Here is a 19944-nt window from a genome sequence, read left to right on the forward strand (position 1 = left end):
AAACTAGGAAACTACTTTACTGATACGGAGGCGTATTCATGTCCAACACTATTCCTGATATCGTTCAGACACAAGTTTTCAACGCTCCCTTGCAAAAAGTTTGGGACGCGGTCGCTACAGCAGACGGGATTGCCGCTTGGTTCATGCCCAACGATTTTCAGCCTGTAGCCGGACATGCCTTTACCATCCATTCCCCTTATGGCGATTCGCCTTGCGTCGTGCAGGAGATTGATCCGCCAAACCGCCTGGTGTTCAAGTGGGGAAAAGACTGGGTCATCACTTTCGCCTTGAAAGATTTGGGCGAAACGACTGAATTTACGCTGATCCATTCCGGTTGGTCGCCAGATACTGTGACCGAGTTCGGCGAAAGCCATGCAGTCGTGCGCGACCGAATGAACCAGGGCTGGGATTCTTCCGTGCTGCCTAAACTGAAAGAGTATGTGGAAGCGTAAATGAGCAGCTCTACTGCCAAGCACGACGTTTTTCAAGCCATCGCCGATCCGACGCGCCGCAAGCTGCTGCAATTGCTGACCGATCAGGAGATGCCCGTGACGGCCATCAGCCGGCACTTTCCGATCAGCCGCACAGCCGTTTCCAAGCATTTGCGCATATTGTCCGAGGCCGGACTGGTCAAGGAACAGCGCGTAGGTCGCGAGACGAGGTATCGGATGCAGCCCGAGCCGCTGGAAGAGCTGAAAAGCTGGCTGTCCTACTACGAGCGCTTCTGGGACAACAAGCTGAACGCCTTGAAGCGGTTGGTAGAAGCGGAGCATTCCGAGGAGCTTCAGCCTTCCGGGCCGCGGCTGGTTGAACGAAAGCAGGACGAGCAGTAGAAAACCTGCCCTTCTGGAAGCGAAAAAAAGGATAGGGAGCGTAGCATTCGTGCCGCGCCTCCCTATCCTTTTTGCTGATTCGAGCTTGCAAGCCGAACGCTTTTTCTCCAAACGAAACGATCGCAAGCGTCGGCCCTGACGTGTACAGCACAACCGACAGCAGCACGCTCTCTCGCAACAAATGCGCCAAACGGCTTGGCGCCGCCCGCAGTTCGCCGCCAAGATCGAGCGTGACGACAACCCGTTTGTCAATCGGCAGCTCCAGCCGCTTGCGGCAGTCGTGGATGCCCCGCCCCAGCACGCGGCCGCTTAGAAATAGTCATTGTATAATTGTCGCTGCTGTTCCTCTGCGATGCTCTGCAAGTCGTAGGCGTTAATGCGAAAAAACTGATAGTCGCCTTGATCCGCTTTTTTCGCGGCGAGCTTGCTTAAAAACTTCGGGGAGCCTTCGTTTTCTTCATCGTAAACTAACAAAAGACCGTCTGAATGGGAGAGCAAAAATTTGTCTTTCTCCTGAAGTTGCCAAACACCCTGGTAAGGCGTTTGATAGACGCTGTTGATATAGTCGGCTTGCCTTACAATATTTCGGTAGTAATCCTGTGTTTCTTCTTTCCACTTTTCCTCTTGGTTCAAAAACGGAGTAATGACCGCCAGCTTTAGCTGGGGATACTCCTTTTTTAATTCGAGAACCGTTTCGGCTGCCCACATTTCTACCCCGAGTTGGCCGGATATGATGACCCATTCCAGCTCTTCCTCCAGGAGTCTTGCGAGTTCCCGCCTCAGTGCTGTCTTGATAATCGCCAGCCCCGGATTTTTTTCATGGAATATGCCAAGCTCGTGAGCCTTGTATCCGGAAACCAATAAACGTTTTAACATCATGCCACCTCTGGTTTCAAAGAAGCTCTAGCAGAAAATAGTTTTTTTCACTCGACGATAGTTAGATTATAGCTGATGCATTTGCGTTTCTGCTCGTCTTTTATCGGGAGATCCCCCGTCTGAAAAACGCAAAAATCCCGCCCCCGCAGGGACGAGATTTCATCTCGCGTTGCCATCCTTGTGCGGAAAACCATCGCCACGAGAAGACGGAACAACCTTTTTTACGCCGCCACCCGCTTCATGCTGCGTCGGCTCTCCATGCGCGACAGGAACAGGCTGAGCACGAGAACGATTGCCCCGAACAAATACGGCGCGTTCACATGCATGCCGTACAGCGTACCCGCCACTGCCGGGCCGAAAATGTTGCCCAGGCTCATGTAGGCGTTGTTCATCCCTGCCACAAACCCTTGTTCATCCCCGGCCCGCTTGGAGATCAGCGTATTGATCGCCGGGCGCATGATCGACGTCAGCGTGAAGAACAGCACCGTCAGGACGAGCATATACCAGAAATTTCCTGATAACAACATCAGCACCATCGTCACGGCCGAGCTGAAAAACGTCCAGTTGATAAGCTTCTTTTCCCCGAAGCGGGTAATCAGCTTCCCGATCAGCATCGCCTGCACAATCGTTCCAGCCAGGGCGCCCACGGTGATGATGATGGAGATGTCGCGCGGCGTGTAGCCGAACTTCGCGTCTACGAAGAGCGGGAAGATCACTTCAAAGTTCGCCAGTCCAAAGGTCATCGTAAAAATCAGCACCAGCATGATGAAATACGACGACTGAAACGACTTGCCGAGCTGCAGGAAAATGTTTTCTTTCTTCGCCTCCGACTGGCGAGCTGCCAGTTGCTTTTCTTTTGGCAACGACTCAGACAGAAACAGCAAGGAGCCGATCGTCGCCACGGCACCGACCGCCGCCGAAATATAAAACGGCATCCGCAGTCCAAGCTCGGCGAGAAAACCGCCGATGCCCGGCCCGATCACGAATCCGAGCGACATCGCGGCGCCGAGCAGGCCCAGCCCTTTTCCCCGCTTGTCTTCCGTCGTGATGTCCGCCACGTAGGCGAGCATGGAAGGAATCATCGAAGCTGCCCCGATTCCCCCGATCAGGCGGGAGAGGTAGAGCACCCACGTATGCTCGGCGAGGGCAAACACAAGGTTGGAGATCGTAAACAGCACCAGGCCCGATACGATCATGATTTTGCGGCCGTATTTATCCGACCATTCTCCCGCGATCGGCGAGAACAGAAACTGCGTCAAACCAAATGCCGCCACCAGGTAACCGGCGGTCTTCCCGCCTGCCCCAAATTCCTTCAAAAACTCGGGCAAGATCGGAATAATCAAGCCAATTCCCAGCATGGCAATAAACATGTTTATCATGAGAAAGAGAATCGGTCGCCCGTTACTCTCCGCGTTACTCGTATTCATTTATCCAGTCCTATCCATTTGTATTTTTGTTTTTTCAGGCTGTAAGCTTCGCCTTCACGCTTTCGATCACAGTGCGCCACACGGCCGGGTCAGTCGTAATCTGCTCCTTGAACGTGCGGTACAACTGCTTTTGCTTTTCTTCAAAATCAGGCGCATCGGCCGCAGGGAGCGTTGCGCGAGCCGTCGTAATCATCTCCTGCACCTCCGGCGAGCGAGGTCCCCATACACAGGCTTCGTTTCCGTCCTGGTCGAGAAAAATGAACATCGGGATCGCCCGCGCCGTGCCGTTGGTGAGATATTGGTCCATCAGCTCCAGGTTTTCGTCGCGGATGAGGAAGCGCAGCTCGATATTGCTTTCCTCGGCGATGCGCTGGATGACCGGAACGCACAGGGCAGCATCCCCGCACCAGTCGGCAGTCAGCACGACGCCTTTCCAGTTGCGAGCGGACAGCTCCTTCCAAAACGCCAGGTCTTCCTCGGTAAACGCAAGCTGCTCGTAGACGCGTCCCAGTTCCTGCTGGTTGACCTTCATGCTCGCGCGATACTCGGCAAAGCTCATTCCTTTTTCAAACCAGATGCCCTGATTCACGGTAGACATCGTCGGTACTCCTCCCCTGTATGAAAAAAAGTTATTGCTCCCAGATTGCAGAAGTTCCCAGGCGGTTTCGCGCGGAAAAGCTTCTCGTCTTGCGGCTTTGTCTTTCTGACGCCGTTTGTTGTTTTTCCTGCAGCTTCGCGGTCAGCTCCATGAACCACGCTTTATCTTTTGTCACGAGCGCCAGCTCGATCAGGTCATGCAGTTGTTCCAGGTCGTCAAAGGTGCCTGTCGACATGCGCTCCAGCCGTTGCAGCGGAATGGCCGCGAGCCTGCCGATCGCCTCTTCGTTGTCACTCTTGACTACAAAAACGTGCGCAATGCCCCGCGATGAATCGACGGTTTCCACGAAGCCTTGCACCAACTCGCCATGCTTGGACTTGCCCATTACCCACTCGCTACTTGCCAGCATCTTTTCCCGATTCATTCGAACGCACCACCTTAAATTGTAGTTAAAAAAGTTACAGTTTCCAGTTGAAAATGTTGCCTGCCTACTGGCGATTCTGCCCTTGACACTGGCCCTGTCCCTGACGAACTTTATCCAGAACCGTCTGGATCGTAAGCTGCTCCAAATATTTGGTGTAGTACAACTCCGCTTCCGTAAAAATCTGATCCATGACGCCATGCATGTTGGCAGACACGAGGCACGCTTCCTTCGGGTCGCCCGAGCACCAGTGCGGCTTCAGCGTCCCTGTCGACATCGAACGGTAAATCGCGGCCAAGGTCACGTCGCCGGGGTCGCACGCCAGCATATAGCCGCCCCCTACGCCCTCTTTTGTCTTCACGAATCCGTTTTTACGCAGAATCCCCATGATTTTGCGAATCCTCGCGGGATTGGTGCATACATTTTGTGCAATAAGCTCACTGCTTGCCATATGTCCCGGTAGATGAGCCAACAAAGCCAAGCTGTGAACAGCAATCGTAAACTCACTATTCACGTCTGAGACGGCCCCTTTCGCAAGAGTACTGTAATCTTAATTCTTACAGTTCTGAATGTCAATAACTGTTGGAGGCGTAACTGTTTTCGCAAATGTATGGATAACTGCTCCCGCGGCTGTAGGCGCAACTGCACTCTCGGCTGTCTTTTGCTGCTGTTATCCCTGGCCATGCCTTTGCCTGGGGTGCGCAGCGCCAAAAAGAAAAGGAGGCGGAAAAATCGCCTCCTGTCTATCGCGTCTCCCCGCGCATACGAGCGCTGCTTGCTTTTCGTGCCAGCTTCTCGGTATCTTCCTTTGTTCTATAGCGGCTTCACCAGCAAAATCTCGTCGCGAATCGGAATCCCGTTGTCTGCGACGAGCGGGATTTCCGGCTTGATCGCCCGCGCTTTTTGTACGGCATTCACGTACAGCGCGGACAACTGATAGCCCCGGCGCTGGTAAAAGCCCATCGCGTGCAGGTTGTCGTTGGTCGTCACCAGCTTCATGCGCAGGCAGCCGTGTTCCCGCGCTGTCTGCTCCGCTTTTGCCAGCAGCTTGGAGCCGATCCCTTTGTTCTCCGCCAGGCTGTCCAAAGAAATAATCTCGCACTCCTTGGCCTCCAGCACGTAGCTGACGTACCCCTGGATCGCGCCGTCTTCGCCGAGGACGGCATACCCGTCCAGCTCGTCACAGCGAAAGACGCCGCTCGATATAACCATTTGCGGGCTGCCCCAGTTCACGGTAAAAAAATCCGCAATAACGCTTTTCGGCAGCTCGCTTGCTGCTACGATTTTCATCGCTGTCACCTCGTGGGCTGAACTGTAGTTTGGAAAAAAGCCCCCCCGCTGGCTGAACCGCAGGGAGAGCTTCCATCCGCTTTGCCGCTTACGGGCGCACCTTCAGCAGCACTTTTCCCGTGCTCTGCCTGCTCTCCACCCAGGCGTGGGCGCTCGCTGCCTCTTCTAGTGAAAACAGTTTGCCGATCTTGATGTCGAGCTTGCCTTCCGCCAAATAGCCAATGACCTGTCGGGCCGTATCTTGCAAAAGCTGCGGGCGCAGCTTGCGCGTCGTGCCGAAGCTGAAGCCGAGCACCGAGCGGCAACTCGCGTGCAAATCGAGCGTGCGAATCTGTCCGATTTCCCCGCTCGCATTGCCGAAATGCACGAGCCGGCCGTACCAGGCGAGGCACTCCATGCTGCGTTCGCTCACCTGTCCGGAGATCGAGTCCAAAATGACGTCGGCGCCCGCTCCATCCGTCAGCTCCCGCACTTTTTCCACGAAATCTTCCTTGTCGTGGCAGATGACGTAATCCGCCCCCGCCTGCAAAGCGACCTCTGCCTTGGCCGAACTGCCGACCGTCCCGATGACGCGCCCCGCTCCCAAAAGCTTCGCCAGTTGAATCGCAGTTGTCCCGATCCCTCCTGCCGCAGCGTGAATCAGGACCGTTTCGCCTTTGGCGAGACGGCCGACTTTTGCCAGCAGTTGATAGGACGTAAACGACACAACCGGGCAGGCAGCCGCTGTTTCCGTGCTGATCTGCTCGGGAATCGCGAATGTCAGCGCCTCTTCGGCAGCCACGTATTCGGCGTACGAGCCGTTCGCCGGAAAAGCGATGACGCGCTGTCCTACTTGCAAGCCTTTTACTTCGGAACCGATCGCTTCAATCACCCCTGTCGCATCCAGTCCGGGAATAAACGGCAGCTTGGCCGCCCCTTTTTTGCCGTAGCGCGATTTGATGTCGGCAAAATTGACGCTCGCCATGTCTACGCGAATGAGCACCTGCGTAGGCGAAATGGCTGGCAGCTCGACATCCGTATATATCATCTTTTCTGGACCACCCAACTCTGTTACCAAAACCGCTTTCATGAAAAATCCCTCCCAGCATGGTTTGTGACCGGAGGCAGTCGGCTTCTGTTGCCCGGGCGTCCTTGCTGCTCGCAGGCCGTTTTCGAGCCATTCCTCCCACTTGAGAAACGTGGGGCCACCCCAATTATTTCCCTATCTTTTGCGGATTCCCTTCCCATCGGCTATTTCATCGCCGCTGTGACAGCGGACCAGGCACTAGCAAACTTGGCGGCGCCAGGCCAGTGGTGAAAACTTCATTAGAAAACTTGACGCAGCCTTAGTTGCACGGATACTGATATCCTCTCCGTACAAAAAAACCGCTCATCCAATGAACGGTTTTTTCTTGAACGCTTATGCTTGCAAAATCGCCATGACGGCCGCTTTTTTCTGCGCGTATTCCTCGTCGGTCAGCACAGGCGCAAACTCGCTTCTCGGCAGCTCCACAAGCAGGTCGTGCCACGATTTGCAGCCTTGGTACGCGGCTTCAATCGGAATGACCGCCGGCTGCGCCAGCCGATACGTGCGCACGAACAAAATGTGCAGCGGCTGCTTTTTCTTCCAGTGCAAGCGCACGTCGGCAAAATTGTCCGTCCAGATGTGATGCGGCGACAGCGCGCGCAGCTTGGCTTCGTCCATCAGCTCCACATCGTCTGTCACTTCCGCAAAATACTCGATGGCGACCGTCGTTTGCTCGCTCGACCAGCCTGCAAGCGTCGCGTCCAGCAGGTGATGATACGCTGGCTTTACCATGTCGCGTTTTTGGTGCTCGTAAGTCGGATACAGGTAAAATAAATTATTTTCCAATCGGAATTCTCTTGTTTCTTCGTATAGCCCGCCCTTGCGGATCGTAATGATCTGCTCGCCTTCCCCGAGCGCTTTGACGGCGACCGCCCATTCCTTCAGGCTCAAGGGGGACAGCGGCTGTGCGATCGTCTGCATGCAGTACGGCTCCCTTCTTTTGTCAGAATCGTTTAGTGACTTTAGTCTAGCTTAATTCCGACCTGTTGAGAAGACATTTACAACAGTTGATTCACATGCTGCATGGCAGCCGTCAGCCGCTGCGCGTAATCTCCCGTGATCGTCACGTAGGAGATGCCCCGTTCGTCCAGCATCCGGCACAGCTTTTCGTGATTGTCCCAGCGCACCTGCTCTGCTCCGTGCACCCGCAGACCGTCATCGACCCAGGCAACATCCGGTTCCAGGAGCAGCCACAGATCGTACTGTTGCTCGCGGGCGATCTCGTCGAGCACCGGGAAGCTGTGCCCGGTGTACAACTCGGAGTAAAACTGGGTGACAACCGCCTCCGTGTCAATGAACAGCAGCTTGTTGGCTTGCTTGCCCGCCTCGTACTCCTTCATTTTGTGGGCGTAGGCGATGTGCGGGAAATACTCCTTCGTCAAGATCGTGTCGCAGCCGCCTACTTCCTCGCAGATCGTGCGGCCGTACTCCTCGACAAACACCGTGTTGTACATTTTCGCCAGGTAGCGGGGCAAGGTCGACTTGCCGCAGCTTTCCGTCCCGACTACGACGACCTTTTTCACAAAAGACGGCCGGACTACCGCCGGGATGTGCTGCCAATGGGCAAAAACGCCTTCGCTTCTGATCTGCGTCGCCGAGATCGGCACCTGGCTGCGCGCCCCGTCGAGCACGACATGTTTGGCTCCGGGATACAGGCGGCGAAAAATCGGGTCGTACGACGGCTCCGAGCTGAAGACGAGATCAATCGGCCTGCCGATCTTGCGCTTGATGTCGGCGGCCCCCGCCTCCCAATCGTACGTCTCGTCGCTGTCGGCCCGATCCTCGACCGCTACCACCCGCACGTTTTCCTGCCGCGCCGAATGGTCGTAGATGGCAAACACGATGTCGTCAAACAGCTTCGCGTACTCTTCGTCGAGCAGCACTTGCGCAAAGTAGTCGGCCACGTCTTTTGCCTGGTTGCGGAAAACGCCACAGCCGTACGCGCCCAGGATGACCGTCCGGTTCCCGTGGATCGCGGAGGCGCGCAGCACCTTTCGAATGCGCTCCTTCATGACAGGTCCGATCTGCCCTGCGTTTTCCGGCTCGCCCTCGCGGACGACTCCCGCATTCACGGCCGGAGCGGTGACGAACGACAGCAGGTACGGCTGATCCAACAGCCCGGAAGCGCGCGCCAGGCTCTCTTCCTGTGCCTGGCTTCCGCCCGGAAACCCGCCGCCGGGATGTTTGGCCGAAGCGAAGTTCAAGCATACAGTGTTCTCGCGCTGTTCGCGCACGATGAGCCGTTCGGCTGCGCCCAGGCTCGATTCGGCTGTCACCTGGATCTTGGCACGCCCTGCACGCGCCGGCATCGGCAGCGACTCGGCGCCGAGATCGTCCGGCCGGTACAGACGCGAATGGCGGATGGCGGCAGATTGCTCCGCGGCGAAGCTGACTTTTTCCCCTCTGCGATTCACGTAGAAGCCTTGATCCAATAGGCCAAGCGTCTCATGCGCCGTTTTGGAGCGACGGTCGCGATTGTTTCCTGGATTCATGATTTTTTCCCCCTTGCAGGGACTATGTCTGATCCATCCACGCCGGGTTGAAGCGGTAGTATTTGGATGGCCGATGCCCTGCATGCTTTCTGTATTGATTCGTTTCCAGCACCTTGTCTGCCACCTTCCGGCGAAACGCCGCGGCGAGCAGCTCCTTGCCCAAAATGACTTCGTACACCTGCTGCAGCTCGCCGAGCGTAAACAGCTCCGGCATGAGCGCAAAGGCGATATCCGTGTATTCGATCTTGCCGCGCAGCCGCTCCAGCGCGTACTGAATCATCTTGGCATGATCGAACGCGATCTTGTTCGTCTCCACGATCTCCCGCGTCTCTCGCACGATCCGGCCCGAGACGGTTTTCGTCACCTTGATCGTGGCCGACAGCTCCTCCCGCTCGTTTGCGAGGCGCAGCTCGACCCATTTTTCGGTCACGGTACCGTCCGGTGTCGCTGTTTTCGTCTCCTTGAGCCATTTGTCTTCGAGACGAAACCACTCGGCCTCGTCCGCATCGTCCCCCGCCTGCAAACGCAGCGCCGAGCTGTCCACCAGCGCCATGTACGAGGTGCTGATGACGCGCGTCCGCGGGTCCCGGCCGACATCTCCCCATGTGTACAACTGTTCCAGGTAAATATTGTCGAGATTCGTTTCCGTAAACAGCTCGCGCGTGGCCGCTTCCTCCAGGCTCTCGTGCGGCGAGACAAACCCGCCCGGCAGCGCCCACTGACCCAAATACGGATGCTCGCCGCGCTTCACGAGCAATATTTTCAAAGACTTGGGCGAGAGCTTGCGGTAATTTTCCTCCTGTTCGTCCATCACGGTAAAAACGAGCATGTCGACAGTCACGGAAGGCCGCTCAAACTGGCTCGCGTCATACGTCCGCAAAAACTCCTCTTCGGTTTGCCCCTGTTTATTGACAAGCGATTTTTGTGTCATGGAACCACCTCTTTTGCGTCTGCGCAATGTTACAGATGTTTTGTTATTAACAAATTGTTATTATCATTTTGTTTACATCATAGTACTGCTTCTTTGTTTTTGGTGTCAAGCAACAAAATGCCGGAGCTTGTCTTTTACGCGCGGACAAAAGCCACCTATCGCTTTTGGGCACGCCAACGCAAAAAAAGCCTCTTGCCGGATGAACACCTGGCAAGAGGCTCTTCTGTTTATTGATCGTGACAGGAAAAGTTAAGCTGCGCTCGCTTGCGCTTTCACTTCACGAACGTACTGATCGGCTTTCTTTTGGTCAAACTGTCCTTCCCAGCGGGAGATGACAATTGCTGCCAACGCGTTGCCAACTACGTTGACTACCGTGCGGGCCATATCGAGCAGACGGTCTACACCAGCGATAAAGGCGAGTCCTTCCAACGGGATATTTACGGAGCCGAGTGTCGCGAGCAATACGACAAACGATACGCCCGGCACGCCAGCGATCCCTTTGGACGTTACCATGAGCACGAGCATCAAGGTAATCTGGGCGCTGATCGGCATGTCGATCCCGTACATTTGCGCGATGAACATGGCCGCCAGAGCCTGGTACAGCGTTGAACCATCCAGGTTGAACGAATACCCTGTCGGGATGACAAAGGAAGTAATCGCCTTTGGACAGCCCATTTTCTCCATTTTTTCCATGATCTTCGGCAGTACCGTCTCAGAGCTGGAAGTGGAGTAGGCCAGGAGCAGCTCGTCCTTCAAAATGCGCAGAATGGCCGTAATTTTGACGCCGCTGATGCGCGCGATCGTTCCCAGCACGACGAGAATGAAGAACAGCATCGCCACGTGCACCAAAATGACCAGCTTGCCCAGCGGAACGAGGGAGGACAGGCCAAACTTGGAGACGGTCACCCCGATCAGGGCGAAAACGCCGAACGGCGCAAAGCGCATGATCGTGTTCACGACCCAGAACATCGCGTCTGCCACACCCTGAAAGAAGGCAAGGACGGGCTTTCCTTTTTCTCCGGCGGCTGCGACACCGAGGCCGAACAGGACGGAGAAGAAAATAATCGCCAGCATGTCCCCGCGGACGATGGCATCAAACACGTTTTTCGGAACAATATTCACGAATGTGTCAATCATACTGTGACTTTGCGTCGTTTCCGCAGTCTCTACATACGTATGAATATCCGTTTTCGTCAGATGGGACATGTCGACGCCCACACCTGGCTTGAACAGGTTCGCGGCCAAAAGACCGACGACGATGGCAATCGTGGTAACGATTTCAAAATAGAGGATGGTTTTTCCGCCGATTTTTCCGAGCTTTTTCATGTCGCCTACGCCCGCTACCCCGACAATCAGGGTGGCAACTACGATCGGAACGACAATCATCTTAATCAAGCGGAGAAATACATCGCCAATAGGCTGTAAATAGGTAGCCACTGCTGGATTGCCATAAAAAATAGCACCCACCAGGATACCCAGAATGAGTCCGATGACAATTTGAATCGCTAACCCAAACCGCTTCATTCTGACACCTCGCTAGTAAAGTATGGAATCTGGTTTTGACACACTATATACACACTCACCAAAATGAAGTGCTATATAGATGAAAATCATATCATGATTTTTTGGCTACTCCCCTTTTTTCTATTCTTTTTAGTTCTCTTTATTTTTTGACAATCACCGCTTTTTACCCGAAATTAGCGGGCGCATTGTGTTGCATTCTGGAAAAATGATAAAATAAGCCTAACGTTATTTGCGGACTCATTAATCAGAATGGAGTACTTTCATGACAATTCGGAAAATGCTGCTCCTGGGCTTGCTGGCCGCCATTGCCCTGTTTCTCTTGCCTTACTCCGTCCCGTTTTTGCTCGCGCTTTTGACCGCGATTTTGCTGGAGCCGCTCGTCCAGTTCCTGATCGGCAAGGTCAAAATGAACCGGATGAGCGCCGTCATCGCTTCGTTTTTGCTCTTTCTCGTCACGTTCGGCATCCTGCTGTACTGGATCGCTACGCAGATCGTCATCCAGGGCATCGACCTGGCCCAGCGGCTGCCCGCCTTTTCCCAGCATCTGTTTGAACTGGTGGAGTCGTACTTGCTGAGCTGGGAAAGCTACTACGCCACTTTGCCCGCCGAGACTGTCGTCCAGATCCAGAGCGTTTTTGCCGGATTGAAAAACTGGGCGATCACGAGCGCCTCCAGTGTCGCACGAGCCATCCTGGGCGTAGCGGCCATCATCCCGGGCTTTCTCATCAGCACGATCATTTACCTCGTTGCCCTGTTTCTCATTAGCCTCGACTTGCCGCGGCTGCGCGCAGGCTTCATGCGGATGTTCACAGTATCTGCCAGGGAAAAGGTCAACGTGGTGCTCTCCCAGTTGAACCGCGCGACCGTCGGCTTTTTGCGGGCCCAGATCATCCTCAGCCTGATGACGTTTTTGCTCTCCTTTATGGGGCTGCTGATTTTGCAGGTCAAGTATGCGGCAGTCGTCGCCCTGCTGATCGTGCTCGTAGATATTTTGCCGATTTTGGGCACAGGCTCGTTTCTCGTGCCGTGGGCGGTTTACAACTTTTTGACTGGCAATACACGCCTCGCGATCGGGCTGATTATTTTGTTCCTCGTGATTACGGTCGTGCGGCGGATCGTGGAGCCGAAAGTGCTCGCCTCCAATCTGGGGATCAGCGCCCTTGCTGCGCTGGTCAGCCTGTTTCTCGGCTTTCAGGTGATGGGCTTTTTCGGACTGATTCTCGGCCCTGCCCTCGTCATCATCTACGAAGCGCTGCGCAAGGCAGGCTTCTTGAACTTCAAGATCGACTTTTGACAAAGACGCTTGGACAGCCAAGAACGCAAGCAACCGTTTCTTCCGGAACGTTTCGGGGGGAACGGTTTTTCTCTATAGAAAAGAAAACCGGGAGAGAGGGATTTGGGCATGAACAAACCATTGGCGGTTTCCCAGCGGACGATTATGACACCTGACCCCGTCGAAGCCGAGCCGAGCGTTTTGCGGGCGATGAGCTTGCAGCTTTACAGCGAGTCGGTCCGGGCGATGCTGCTGCAAGAATTTCAGATCGAGATCGCCAGCTCCTTTGGCCCGCTGAAAGGGAAAATCTGGCGCATCGAAACGATAGGCTACAGTTGCCGCAAGCAAAACATCCTGCACCTGCTCGGAGCGCTGGAGGCGGTGCTCATTCGCCACGGAGCGAGAGTGCACGCGGGACGCGTCGTTCAGGCGGCACTGAACGTCTACCTGTCGTAGCGACAAAGCAGAAAAACAGCAAAAAGCCGCCGGGATCGTCCGGGCGGCTTTGCTGTTTCAAAAGCTCCTGCTTCGTGTTTAGCTTACGTTCTTGTTCGTGTCCAGCTCGGCTTCAATGCGAGACTCTTTGGACGTCTCGCCCATGCGCCAGTACGTAATCAGGCTGATCGCAATACAGCCGGCGACGTAGTAGTAGAACAGCGATTCGGAGCCGATGTTTTTCAGTCCGAGCGCGATGAACTCTGCGGTTCCCCCGAACACGGCAACGGTGATCGCATACGGGAAGCCTACGCCGAGCGCGCGAATTTCCGTCGGGAACAGCTCCGCTTTGACAATCGCGTTGATCGAGGTGTAGCCGGTGACGATGATAAGACCTGTCAGCATCAGCAGGAAGGCTACCATCGGGCTTTTCGTCTGCTCCATCATCAGGAACATCGGTACGGTAAACAGCGTCCCTACAATCCCGAAGGTCATCAAGAGCGGACGGCGGCCGATCCGGTCAGACAGCATGCCCGCAATCGGTTGCAGCACTACGAAGACCAACAGGGCCGTAAAGTTGATCCAGCTCACGGTCTCTTTCGGGAGTCCCACTGTGTTGACCATGAATTTTTGCAAATACGTCGTGTACGTGTTAAAAGCAATCGTTCCACCGAGCGTAAGACCGACAACCGTCAGCACCGCTTTTGGATGCTTCATCAAGGCGCGCAAGGTTCCTGCGCTCTCGCGGCTCTTTTTCTCCATTTTCGAAAATTGCTCGGATTCGTCCATCGAACGGCGCAGCCACAGTACAGCCAAAGCGCCCAATGCTCCGATGACGAACGGAATGCGCCAGCCCCATGCGTGCATGTCGGCTTCGCTGAGAATTTGCTGGAGCACGATCTGTACCCCAAGAGCCAAAAGCTGTCCGGCAATCAAAGTGACGTACTGGAAGCTGGAGTAGAAGCCGCGGCGGCCGCTGCTTGCCATCTCGGACAAATACGTCGCGGAGGTGCCATATTCTCCCCCCAGGGACAAACCTTGCAGCAGGCGAGCGAGAACGAGAATAATAGGCGCATAAATGCCAATAGTGCTATAGCCTGGCGTCAAGGCGATAATCAGGGAACCGCTGGCCATGACCGTAATCGAAAGCGTCAGCGCTGCCCGTCTGCCGTGACGGTCGGCGTAGCGACCCATCAGCAAGCTTCCGATCGGGCGCATCAAAAAGCCGATGGCGAAGATGGCCGCTGTGTTGAGCAACTGGCTGGTCGGGTCTCCTTTTGGAAAAAACTCGGATGAAAAGTACACGGCAAACGCAGAGTAGACATACCAGTCATACCATTCGATCAGATTGCCGATCGAACCTTTGAAGATGTTTCCCGTGATGCGTCGCGAATTGGCGCGATCGTTTGCTTGATTCACTGTTCTTCCTCCTTGTTGTTGATTCTAGCCAGAAACCGTCCTGCTTCCCCGAAAGCGGAATGTAATCGGTTTCAAAACGCAATCGCAATCATATTATAGCAAGTTTCGTGCCAAGCTTCTTCCGCGCGGCCCACTCGTAACGGCGCAGATGCGGATGACGCCCAGGTTTCTGTAGAATTTTTCGACGTGCCAGAATGTTTTGCGAAGAAAGTCTCTCAAGCAAGCGCACGCTCGCCCAGCCTTCCCCACGCAAAAACCCGGCAAAAAACTCCGTTCGATGCGGAATTTATTGCCGGGTCGATCGTTTGTCGCGTACTTTTTTTCCTCTATGGCGTTTGTCCCTGAGGCCGCGCCAGCTCGGCGTAGTATTTGGCAGCGCCCGGATGGAGCGGCACGACCAGCTCCTTGCCCGCCGTTTGCCTGTCAATTTGCTTGGCGGCTTCGTGCGCGGCTTGCAGGGCGTCGAGGTTTTCAAAAAACGTTTTCGTCAGCCGGTACACCTGCTCGTCGCCCATGCCAGAGCGGACGAGCAAGATGTTGCGAATCGCGACCGTCGGGACGGCCTTGTCGTTTTGGTAGATGCCCGGGGGAAGCTGTGCTTTTTCAAAAAAGGCAAAGCGCTTCGTCAGCTTCTCGATGTCTTCGGGCAAAATCGGCACGATCGCCACGTCATGGGTGGCTTGCAGGTCCAAAACCGCCGAATTGGGCAGGCCGGAGGTGACAAAGGCGGCGTCAATCGCGTTGTTTTTCAATTGCTCAATCGCCTCTGCGTACGAAAGGTACTCGGGCCGGATATCTTTGTACGCGATGCCGTGCTCGTTTAAGATCATCCGCGCGTTGACTTCTACCCCGCTGTTCGGCGCGCCGACGCCTACCCGCTTCCCTTTTAGATCGTAGACCGAACGAATGTCCCGGTCCTTGAGCGTGACGATTTGCACATAGTTCAAGTACAGCCCGGCAATCGACTTCACATGCACAGCAGGCCCGCTCGCCTGAAAGCTTTCCAGGCCGCCCAGCGCAAACGAAGCGACGTCCGACATCGCAAAAGCCACATCCGCCTTGTCGCTCTCCAGCAGGTGGACGTTTTCCACGGAGCCGTCCGAGGAGCGCACCGCCGTCTTGTAGCCGAGCTGGTTATGATACACCTTCGCCAATGCTCCCCCGATGAGGTCGTAGGGGCCGGAAGCTCCCCCTGTCGCAATCGTCAAAAACGGCTGCTCGTCGCCCGAATCGGGTTGGGCTGACTCCGGCTTTGGCGTGCAGCCTGCTGCCAAAAGGGCCAGGCCGATTGCAGCGACAGCGACAGTGAGCCATGCGTTGACTGCTCTCATTCTGCACCCCGCAAATATTGCTTCAGTTTGTCGCGCAATCCCCGCTCGCTGATCGCGAGCTGTCTGGCCGTATTCAGCCGATGCCCGCCGTTTTTCTCCAGCGTATAGAGGATGTACATGCGCTCCGCTTCGGCGAGCGTCAAGCCTTCCGGAAGCAACAGGCCGCGCTCTGCCGCCTCTCTGACTGTGCCCCCGCTGCGGTTTTCGCGCACCGCTTCCGGCAGGTCGCGCGGTTCAATGACCTCATTTTCCGAGAGGGCTACTGCGTATTCGAGCATGTTGGACAGCTCCCGCACATTGCCAGGGTAGGCGTAGTGATACAGCATCCGTTTGGCATCCGGGCTGAACGTTTTCTTGCGCACGCCCATGTTGGCCGAATACAGCGCCAGAAAATGCTCCACGAGCAACGGCACATCCTCCCTGCGCTCACGCAAAGGCGGCAGATGGATCGGGATGACGTTCAGGCGGTAGTACAAATCCTCGCGAAAATTCCCTTTGGCGACTTCCTCCTGCAAATTGCGGTTCGTGGCGGAAATGATTCGCACATCCACTTCCTTCGGCTGCTGCGAGCCGATCGGGGTCACCACCTTCTCCTGGATGACCCGCAATATTTTCGCTTGCAAGGCGAGCGGCATTTCGCCGATTTCATCGAGAAAAATCGTGCCCCCGTCCGACCGCTCAAACAGCCCTTGCTGCTTGGCGTAGGCCCCAGTAAACGCCCCTTTTTCATGCCCGAACAATTCGCTCTCCAAGAGCGGCTCCGGGATCGCCGCACAATTGATGACGGAAAACGCGCCCTTTTGCCGCTCGCCCTGGTAGTGGATCGCGCGGGCGACCAGCTCTTTTCCGGTGCCGCTCTCGCCTGTTATCAGCACATTCGAGTTGATGTCCTTGACCTTCTGGATCAATTGGAAAACTTTTTGCATGGCACTGCTCTTGCCGATGATGCCCGCATACGTTTCCTGCTGGCGCACCGCCTGGCTCAGCACCTGAACCTGCTGATGAAGCTGCTGGAAGGCGAGCGCCTTGCGGAGCAAAAGCTTCACTTCCTCCAGATTGAGCGGCTTCGTCAAGTAATGGTAAGCTCCTGCCTTCATGGCCTCGACGGACGATTCGATGGAGCCGTAGGCCGTCATCATGATGATGACCACATCCGGCTTTTTTTCCTTGATCTGACGCAACAGCTCCATGCCGCTCGCTCCGCGCAAATTCAGATCGAGCAAAATGCCGTCGATCGGCTCCTGATCCAGCACTTGCAAGCTTTCCTCCGGCCCGGAAGCGGTAAACACGCGGTATTCGTCTTCCAGGGCAAAGGAAAGCGACGAACAGATCGCCCGTTCATCGTCAATGATTAAAATGTTCATCGCATATCCCTCCTTTGGCAAATGTCAGGAAAAACGTGGTGCCCGTCCCAGGCGCGCTGCGCACGTCAATCTCTCCCCCGTGCTCGCGCATGATTTTTTGGCTGAGGTACAGGCCAAGCCCGATCCCTTGGCTTTTCGTTGTGTAAAAAGGCTGGAACAGATGAAGCTGCTCCTGCTCGCCGATGCCCGGCCCGGAATCGGCAATCGCCAGGCATACCGTGTGCGCTTCTGTCGGCAGCACGGAAAAAGTCAGGCGCTTGTCCTCCGAATAGGCCATCGCCTCAATGGCGTTGAGCAGCAAGTTTATCAGCACCTGCTTGATGCGGTCGCGGTCGACGAACACGTCCACAGCGAGGCCAGGCTCGACTGTGACCCGTATCCGTTCGCTTTCGATTCGTTTGGCAAAAAGCCCGAGCACGGACTGCACCAGCTCCTGCAAGTTTTCCCGTTTTCGCTGCATCGGCTTTTCCCGCGAGTAGTCGAGCAAATCTTCAATGATCCGGTTCATCCTCGCCACTTCTTCCGGCACGTGCTCCACAAGCTCTCTGCGAAAGCGCTCGTCGTTCAGCTTCTTCGGCAAAAGCTCGGCAAACGTCTTGATCGCCGTGAGCGGATTGCGGATTTCGTGGGCGATGCCTGCGACCAGCTCGCCCAGCGCCCGCATTTTTTCCTGCGCGATCAGCCGCGCCTGCAAATGCTTTTGCTCGGTCCTGTCCTGCAAGCAAAGAATCCCGCCCACCTGCTGGCCCGCTCCGTTGGTCAAGGCGGCGAGGTAGTAATGCACAATCCGGCCCGAGCCATCGCCCAGGTGCAACTCGCCTTCGAGCATGTGCCCGTCCCCCATGTGCAGCGCCTGGCGGATCGGCAGTTGAGGCAGACAATCCCATATGGATGGCTGGGCAGCCTTTTCCATTTGTCCAAGCAATTTTTGTGCCGCGTGATTGATGAGCGTAATCCTGCCTTCCCGATCAAACGACAAGATCCCGTTGTCGACGCTGTTTAACACGGTCGTCTGAAAAGCGAAGCTGTCCGCCAACGCGGCTGTTTGCCTCCGGACCGCTTTTTGCAGACGGTTGTTCCAGAAAAAGCTTCCGGCCAAGACGATGACGACAATCCCCATCATGATTAAGAGCCCGTACACGAGCTTGCGCCACCAGTCGATCGCAAGCGCGCTGTACGGCTCCAGATGCCGCGAGTAAAGCTGCTCGTACATCCCGTTGTGGTGCAGTTGGGCCAAGCCCTCGTTGAGCTTGTTGACCAGTTCGTAGTTGCCTTCGCGGACGGCAAACGCATAGTCGGACGGCGGAATCAGCCCGGTGCGAATCCGGTAGTCTTGCTGCCTGCCCGTTCCCGCAAGCACGTATTCGGCCGTCCAGCGGTTGCCCAAAAACACGTCCGCCCGGCCCAAAAAGAGCATCTCCAAAGCGTCCGGCTGGCTGAAGGCGACCAGCCGTTTGCCGCCGCGAATGTTCTCCAACTGCGCGATGCCCGCGTCATCCCGCTGAATCGCCACGACTTTTCCGCGCAAATCATTAATCGCGGAAATGTCCCGGATGGCTGCTGGCACGACCAGCGCGTCCGCCGCCGTCAAATACGAATCGCTGAAGTCAAACAACGTGTCGCGCGTGCTCGTATATTTCATCCCGACCACCAGGTCCAGCTTGCCTTCTGTAAGCCAGGTGACCGTCTCCTCCCACTCCAGCGGAACATACTCGATCTGATAGCCGCGTAGAGAGTCCATGCTGCGGATCAGCTCGATGTCAAAGCCTGCCGCTTCCCCGTTTTTGTCCACGTAAGACAAGGGCGGCAGCCTTTTGTCGAAGCCGACGCGCAGGATGCGCTCCTCCTGGGCCTGCGCTTCTGCGGGCGCAGCCTGTGGCCAACAAAGAATCAGTGTGAATAAAGCCAAAAGTACAGCCATCTTTTGCAAAAAACGCCCGCCTCCTTCCTCGCGCTATCGCTGTTACCTGTCCTGTTTTGCCGATCGGTTAACAAGCTTATTATGGACGAACCAACCAGGCTTGAAAAGAATCATGCCCGCGAAAACGAAAACAAGCCGATCCTCTTGTCCGAAGAGAGTCGGCTTGCATTCGTTTTTTTGCCACCGTGCCTTTAGGCAAACAGGCTAATCAGGTTTCCATCCGGGTCTTTGACAATCGCATAGCGCTGGCCCCAGACGGCATCCCACGGCTCGCGGTGGCTTTCGTAGCCATGCTCGACGATTTTGGCATACAACGCATCCAGGGCTGCGGCATCGTCGCATAAAAAGGCCAGCTCGATTCTGTGTCCGCTCGCCGGCTCCCATCCGCCGTACACGCTTTTGGCGATCTCCACCGTGTCAAAAGCCAGGCGCACGCCATCCTGTGCGACTTCCACGTGCTGCTCTTCGTTCGCCTGCTCCGGGATCGCAAACCCGAGCACGCGGTAAAAGTCCAGCGCCTTTTTCATGTCCTGCACGACCAGTCCTACCATATCCAGCTTGATTCCCATTTGCTTTCCTCCTGCGTTTTCCAAGTAGTTCCCGCCATGCCGCTGCATGCGCGAGCGAGGTTCTTTCCCAACAATAGCAGACAAGCCTATTCACTTGCTTTTGAGACTCCCACGGCTAAAGCCGCAAGCCTTCCACCTTGCGGTGTACGGGTGGGATTCTTGAATGACTAAGCG

20 protein-coding genes and 2 pseudogenes are annotated in these 19944 nt (G+C 55.7%); 5 read left to right on the forward strand and 17 right to left on the reverse strand.

Annotated features, from left to right (window positions below):
* Positions 1 to 38 precede the first annotated feature (38 nt).
* The 3 genes from AC3WQH_RS21200 to AC3WQH_RS21210 all read left to right on the forward strand — a co-directional run bounded on the left by AC3WQH_RS21200 (position 39) and on the right by AC3WQH_RS21210 (position 1146).
* Positions 39 to 452, forward strand: coding sequence for an SRPBCC family protein (locus AC3WQH_RS21200; protein WP_007783715.1), 414 nt, complete (start codon positions 39 to 41; stop codon positions 450 to 452).
* Complete coding sequence (locus AC3WQH_RS21205; RefSeq protein WP_005832308.1) at positions 453 to 833, forward strand: ArsR/SmtB family transcription factor; 381 nt, start codon at positions 453 to 455, stop codon at positions 831 to 833. It abuts the gene before it with no gap.
* Between the two features lie 181 nt (positions 834 to 1014).
* Positions 1015 to 1146 (forward strand): hypothetical protein, encoded by a 132-nt coding sequence (locus tag AC3WQH_RS21210; protein WP_255320481.1) that lies wholly within the window; start codon positions 1015 to 1017, stop codon positions 1144 to 1146.
* On the opposite strand, the gene AC3WQH_RS21215 is transcribed toward AC3WQH_RS21210, so the two are convergent.
* From AC3WQH_RS21215 to AC3WQH_RS21270, 12 genes and pseudogenes are all read right to left on the reverse strand, one after another.
* The gene (locus tag AC3WQH_RS21215) at positions 1143 to 1709 is read right to left on the reverse strand and encodes an SLOG family protein (protein WP_122953261.1); all 567 of its coding nucleotides are present in this window, start codon (positions 1707 to 1709) and stop codon (positions 1143 to 1145) included. The genes AC3WQH_RS21210 and AC3WQH_RS21215 overlap by 4 nt on opposite strands.
* A 221-nt stretch (positions 1710 to 1930) precedes the next feature.
* A complete protein-coding gene (locus tag AC3WQH_RS21220; protein ID WP_007783707.1) occupies positions 1931 to 3136 on the reverse strand; it encodes an MFS transporter in 1206 nt (401 codons plus the stop codon).
* Between the two features lie 34 nt (positions 3137 to 3170).
* Positions 3171 to 3734 carry a thioredoxin family protein gene (locus AC3WQH_RS21225; RefSeq protein WP_492332237.1) on the reverse strand — a complete coding sequence of 188 codons (564 nt, stop codon included), beginning with the start codon at positions 3732 to 3734 and terminating at the stop codon, positions 3171 to 3173.
* Between the two features lie 31 nt (positions 3735 to 3765).
* Entirely contained in the window at positions 3766 to 4158 is a 393-nt protein-coding gene (locus AC3WQH_RS21230) for an IDEAL domain-containing protein (protein WP_007783704.1), read from the reverse strand.
* A 64-nt stretch (positions 4159 to 4222) separates the two neighbouring features.
* Positions 4223 to 4669, reverse strand: a complete 447-nt coding sequence (locus tag AC3WQH_RS21235; RefSeq protein ID WP_025844006.1) for an Rrf2 family transcriptional regulator — start codon at positions 4667 to 4669, stop codon at positions 4223 to 4225.
* Between the two features lie 299 nt (positions 4670 to 4968).
* A complete protein-coding gene (locus AC3WQH_RS21240) occupies positions 4969 to 5445 on the reverse strand; it encodes a GNAT family N-acetyltransferase (protein ID WP_005832297.1) in 477 nt (158 codons plus the stop codon).
* A gap of 88 nt (positions 5446 to 5533) precedes the next feature.
* Complete coding sequence (locus AC3WQH_RS21245; RefSeq protein WP_007783700.1) at positions 5534 to 6514, reverse strand: quinone oxidoreductase family protein; 981 nt, start codon at positions 6512 to 6514, stop codon at positions 5534 to 5536.
* Positions 6515 to 6844: 330 nt separating this feature from the next.
* Positions 6845 to 7432, reverse strand: coding sequence for a DUF1802 family protein (locus tag AC3WQH_RS21250; RefSeq protein ID WP_025844003.1), 588 nt, complete (start codon positions 7430 to 7432; stop codon positions 6845 to 6847).
* 77 nt (positions 7433 to 7509) lie between these two features.
* Positions 7510 to 8313 carry an AAA family ATPase gene (locus AC3WQH_RS21255; protein ID WP_307723512.1) on the reverse strand — a complete coding sequence of 268 codons (804 nt, stop codon included), beginning with the start codon at positions 8311 to 8313 and terminating at the stop codon, positions 7510 to 7512.
* Positions 8308 to 9003 (reverse strand): annotated as a pseudogene (locus AC3WQH_RS21260) (TIGR02452 family protein); the annotation flags it as partial. The gene AC3WQH_RS21255 and the pseudogene AC3WQH_RS21260, both read right to left, overlap by 6 nt.
* 22 nt (positions 9004 to 9025) lie before the next feature.
* Positions 9026 to 9934: an NUDIX hydrolase gene (locus tag AC3WQH_RS21265; protein WP_122953260.1), complete on the reverse strand. Its 909-nt coding sequence runs from the start codon at positions 9932 to 9934 to the stop codon at positions 9026 to 9028.
* A gap of 249 nt (positions 9935 to 10183) precedes the next feature.
* On the reverse strand, positions 10184 to 11458 hold the full coding sequence (locus tag AC3WQH_RS21270; RefSeq protein ID WP_007783688.1) for a cation:dicarboxylate symporter family transporter: 1275 nt from the start codon (positions 11456 to 11458) through the stop codon (positions 10184 to 10186).
* A gap of 262 nt (positions 11459 to 11720) precedes the next feature.
* On the opposite strand from AC3WQH_RS21270, the gene ytvI reads away from it, so the two are divergent.
* Both ytvI and AC3WQH_RS21280 read left to right on the forward strand, forming a co-directional pair.
* The gene (ytvI, locus tag AC3WQH_RS21275; protein ID WP_005835207.1) at positions 11721 to 12752 is read left to right on the forward strand and encodes a sporulation integral membrane protein YtvI; all 1032 of its coding nucleotides are present in this window, start codon (positions 11721 to 11723) and stop codon (positions 12750 to 12752) included.
* A gap of 210 nt (positions 12753 to 12962) precedes the next feature.
* Positions 12963 to 13187, forward strand: a pseudogene (locus AC3WQH_RS21280) (purine catabolism protein); the annotation flags it as partial.
* Between the two features lie 78 nt (positions 13188 to 13265).
* Here AC3WQH_RS21280 and AC3WQH_RS21285 read toward each other — a convergent pair.
* The 5 genes from AC3WQH_RS21285 to AC3WQH_RS21305 form a co-directional block, all read right to left on the reverse strand.
* Entirely contained in the window at positions 13266 to 14585 is a 1320-nt protein-coding gene (locus tag AC3WQH_RS21285) for an MFS transporter (protein ID WP_026557724.1), read from the reverse strand.
* Positions 14586 to 14911: 326 nt separating this feature from the next.
* Positions 14912 to 15916, reverse strand: coding sequence for a TAXI family TRAP transporter solute-binding subunit (locus AC3WQH_RS21290; protein WP_026557723.1), 1005 nt, complete (start codon positions 15914 to 15916; stop codon positions 14912 to 14914).
* Positions 15913 to 17280: a sigma-54-dependent transcriptional regulator gene (locus tag AC3WQH_RS21295; RefSeq protein ID WP_005835202.1), complete on the reverse strand. Its 1368-nt coding sequence runs from the start codon at positions 17278 to 17280 to the stop codon at positions 15913 to 15915. Before AC3WQH_RS21295 ends, AC3WQH_RS21290 begins: the two co-directional genes overlap by 4 nt.
* The gene (locus AC3WQH_RS21300) at positions 17261 to 19201 is read right to left on the reverse strand and encodes a transporter substrate-binding domain-containing protein (RefSeq protein WP_492332238.1); all 1941 of its coding nucleotides are present in this window, start codon (positions 19199 to 19201) and stop codon (positions 17261 to 17263) included. The genes AC3WQH_RS21295 and AC3WQH_RS21300 overlap by 20 nt, the downstream gene beginning before the upstream one ends.
* Before the next feature lie 191 nt (positions 19202 to 19392).
* Entirely contained in the window at positions 19393 to 19770 is a 378-nt protein-coding gene (locus tag AC3WQH_RS21305; protein WP_007783671.1) for a VOC family protein, read from the reverse strand.
* Positions 19771 to 19944: the final 174 nt, after the last annotated feature.

Source organism: Brevibacillus sp. FW301-21C12A (assembly GCF_058788915.1).

Bases quoted from the DNA above. Each gene is read 5' to 3' on its own strand.
- AC3WQH_RS21200 (WP_007783715.1), top strand. From the start codon at position 39: ATGTCCAACACTATTCCTGATATCGTTCAGACACAAGTTTTCAACGCT.
- AC3WQH_RS21205 (WP_005832308.1), top strand. From the start codon at position 453: ATGAGCAGCTCTACTGCCAAGCACGACGTTTTTCAAGCCATCGCCGAT.
- AC3WQH_RS21210 (WP_255320481.1), top strand. From the start codon at position 1,015: ATGCGCCAAACGGCTTGGCGCCGCCCGCAGTTCGCCGCCAAGATCGAG.
- AC3WQH_RS21215 (WP_122953261.1), bottom strand. From the start codon at position 1,709: ATGTTAAAACGTTTATTGGTTTCCGGATACAAGGCTCACGAGCTTGGC.
- AC3WQH_RS21220 (WP_007783707.1), bottom strand. From the start codon at position 3,136: ATGAATACGAGTAACGCGGAGAGTAACGGGCGACCGATTCTCTTTCTC.
- AC3WQH_RS21225 (WP_492332237.1), bottom strand. From the start codon at position 3,734: ATGTCTACCGTGAATCAGGGCATCTGGTTTGAAAAAGGAATGAGCTTT.
- AC3WQH_RS21230 (WP_007783704.1), bottom strand. From the start codon at position 4,158: ATGAATCGGGAAAAGATGCTGGCAAGTAGCGAGTGGGTAATGGGCAAG.
- AC3WQH_RS21240 (WP_005832297.1), bottom strand. From the start codon at position 5,445: ATGAAAATCGTAGCAGCAAGCGAGCTGCCGAAAAGCGTTATTGCGGAT.
- AC3WQH_RS21245 (WP_007783700.1), bottom strand. From the start codon at position 6,514: ATGAAAGCGGTTTTGGTAACAGAGTTGGGTGGTCCAGAAAAGATGATA.
- AC3WQH_RS21250 (WP_025844003.1), bottom strand. From the start codon at position 7,432: ATGCAGACGATCGCACAGCCGCTGTCCCCCTTGAGCCTGAAGGAATGG.
- AC3WQH_RS21265 (WP_122953260.1), bottom strand. From the start codon at position 9,934: ATGACACAAAAATCGCTTGTCAATAAACAGGGGCAAACCGAAGAGGAG.
- AC3WQH_RS21270 (WP_007783688.1), bottom strand. From the start codon at position 11,458: ATGAAGCGGTTTGGGTTAGCGATTCAAATTGTCATCGGACTCATTCTG.
- ytvI (WP_005835207.1), top strand. From the start codon at position 11,721: ATGACAATTCGGAAAATGCTGCTCCTGGGCTTGCTGGCCGCCATTGCC.
- AC3WQH_RS21290 (WP_026557723.1), bottom strand. From the start codon at position 15,916: ATGAGAGCAGTCAACGCATGGCTCACTGTCGCTGTCGCTGCAATCGGC.
- AC3WQH_RS21295 (WP_005835202.1), bottom strand. From the start codon at position 17,280: ATGAACATTTTAATCATTGACGATGAACGGGCGATCTGTTCGTCGCTT.
- AC3WQH_RS21300 (WP_492332238.1), bottom strand. From the start codon at position 19,201: ATGGCTGTACTTTTGGCTTTATTCACACTGATTCTTTGTTGGCCACAG.
- AC3WQH_RS21305 (WP_007783671.1), bottom strand. From the start codon at position 19,770: ATGGGAATCAAGCTGGATATGGTAGGACTGGTCGTGCAGGACATGAAA.